Here is a 2,295-nt window from a genome sequence, read left to right as displayed (position 1 = left end):
TCCAACGATGACACTGACGGTCTGGGCCATAGCCGGAGAATTCCACCGCAGCGGCCCGCTGTGAATCCTCCGTCTGGGTCAGTGCACTAGTCTCGTACGAGATCTTGGCGCAGCTGCACCCGATATTGAACGCGTGGCGGCATGAGCGCGACAGCCAGCATCACGGTCCGGGTGCCGCTCGCTATCCGGCGCCGGCCAGGACGGAAGACGGTGGTGACGCCCGTACAGGAGGGTGCGCCGGCTGTGGCCACCCGAGCTGATCCGGCGCTGGTGAAGGCGTTGGCTCGGGCCTTCCGATATCAGCGGCTGCTGGAGGAGGGGCGGTATGCCTCGATTAGCGAGATGGCGGCGGCGGAGCAGATCGAGCGGGGTACCTCGGCTCGCTCCTGCGGCTGACGCTGCTCGCGCCGGATCTAGTCGAGGCGGTCCTGGATGGAAGGCTGCCCGAGCAGATGACGTTGCTGAGGCTGATGGAGCCCTTATCAGTGGCATGGGATAAGCAGCATACGGCTCTGGTCCGGCAGTAGAGCTCGGAGCGCCTGCTTGACCCTATGCAGCCCAACCCGCACCCTCAGGGGCAAAACCGGGAGGAAAGAACCGCTATGATATCCCGCCGCATGCTCGGCGCGACTGGCGCCCTTCTCGCTACCTCGACACACCTTCGGGCCCAAGGCAGCTGGCCAGGAGAGCGTCCTATCGAGGTCATCGTGCCCTATCCGCCAGGAGGCGGGGTAGACATCATGGCGCGTGTCACCCTGCCCTTCGTGGCGCAGCACCTGCCGGGGGCGCGTTTCGTTGTCACCAACCGTGCCGGCGCCGGCGGACAGGTGGGCTTTGAAGCTTTGTTTAACGCGGCGCCAGACGGCTACGTCTTGGGCGCGCTGACGGTGCCGGCGATCAGCACCTTCCCGCTCGAACGCCAAGTTCGCTATCGACCGCTTGACTTCAGCTTTCTTGCGAATGTCGTCGACGATCCGGGCACCATCTACGTCGCCACCAACTCGCCGATTCAATCGCTTCAGGACTTGGTGCAGGCAGCCAGAATTAGGCCGGGGCAGATCAACTACGGCACCACGGGCGTCGGCTCCGATGATCACCTGCTCATGCTCACTTTGGAAGGGCTGGCGGGGCTACAGCCCATGAACCACGCACCCTTTGCCGGCTCGGCGCCACTCCTGGCACAGGTCCTTGGTAACCATATTGAGCTTGGCGTTGGCAATATGGCAGAGATCCTGTCGGCCATGCGTGAGGGCCGAGTGCGGGCGCTCGGCCAAGCCGCAGAGCGCCGTTGGGAAGCCGCCCCGGACGTTCCAACTTTCCGCGAGCGCGGCTACGACATCGTTGCCGGGTCTGCCCGAGGCATCGCCGGACCGCCGGGCCTGCCGCCTGACATCCGCACGCGCCTGGAGCGGGCCTTCACAGCAGCCTTCGCCGATCCAGCTTTTACACGGGAGGCCGAGCGAGCCTCTCTGCCTTTGCGACCACTGGTTGGCACCGCCTATCGCGACATGGCGGCGCAGGTCGAAACCTCAGTCCGTGCAATCTGGAAAGTTCGGCCCTGGAGCGGTTGAGGCGGCAGCCTGCTGACGGTTTAGGTCAGAAAAGCTCCGCCATTGACATGAATGGTTTGGCCGGTGACGTAGCCGGCCTCGGGACCCACCAGCATCCGGACGATGGCGGCTACTTCCCCTACCGATCCCTTGCGCCCTAGCGGCACCCCGCCCTCAACCAGCGTAGCGGGCATCGCGCCAGCCGAAGCACGACGCAGGGTGTTGATCGGGCCCGGCGCTACGCAGTTGCATCGGATATTGTGTGGCGCCAACTCAACCGCGAGCGCGCGCATCAGCCCTTCCAAACCAGCCTTCGAGGCTGAGACGTGGGCGCGGTGCGGCGTGCCGAGATGCCCGACAAACCGACCAAAGCGCCGCCACCGCGCCGGATCATTTGCGGCACAACGCCTTGCGCCAAGATGAAGGCGCCATCGAGCGCGACCGCCATGATTTCCCGCCATTCTTGGAGCGTCATGGTTAGAAAAGGAGTCTGGCGCCTTAGTCCAGCATTGGCGACGGCGATGTCTATGCCGCCGAACGTCGCTGCTACCTCCTCCGCCATCTGCGCCACTGCATGCGGGTTGGCAACATCAGCGATATAGGGAAGCGCTTTACCACCCTTGACGGTGATCTCATCCACCACCGCTTCTACCGCCATCCGATCGGTGCGTCCGTTGACCACAACCGTAGCCCCGTCGCCCGCCAGGCGCAGCGCGATTGCGCGCCCAATATTCCGCCCCGCTCC

The 2,295-nt window shown here is 64.7% G+C and carries 2 protein-coding genes and 1 pseudogene; 2 read left to right on the top strand and 1 reads right to left on the bottom strand.

Going from position 1 to position 2,295, the window contains the following annotated elements; genetic code table 11:
- The first annotated feature begins 141 nt into the window (after window positions 1-141).
- Together EP26_RS30545 and EP26_RS30540 are read left to right on the top strand one after the other, a co-directional pair.
- Entirely contained in the window at window positions 142-396 is a 255-nt protein-coding gene (locus tag EP26_RS30545) for a hypothetical protein (RefSeq protein WP_245624582.1), read from the top strand.
- Window positions 397-740: 344 nt separating this feature from the next.
- Window positions 741-1,571: a tripartite tricarboxylate transporter substrate binding protein gene (locus tag EP26_RS30540; protein WP_245624581.1), complete on the top strand. Its 831-nt coding sequence runs from the start codon at window positions 741-743 to the stop codon at window positions 1,569-1,571.
- 20 nt (window positions 1,572-1,591) lie between these two features.
- Here EP26_RS30540 and EP26_RS30535 read toward each other — a convergent pair.
- Window positions 1,592-2,256 (bottom strand): annotated as a pseudogene (locus EP26_RS30535) (SDR family NAD(P)-dependent oxidoreductase).
- Window positions 2,257-2,295 lie beyond the last annotated feature (39 nt).

This window comes from Belnapia moabensis DSM 16746 (assembly GCF_000745835.1).
GTDB lineage: Bacteria > Pseudomonadota > Alphaproteobacteria > Acetobacterales > Acetobacteraceae > Belnapia > Belnapia moabensis.
The sequence above is the reverse complement of the archived record's forward strand: the minus strand, read 5'-3'. Positions and strand labels throughout refer to the sequence as shown.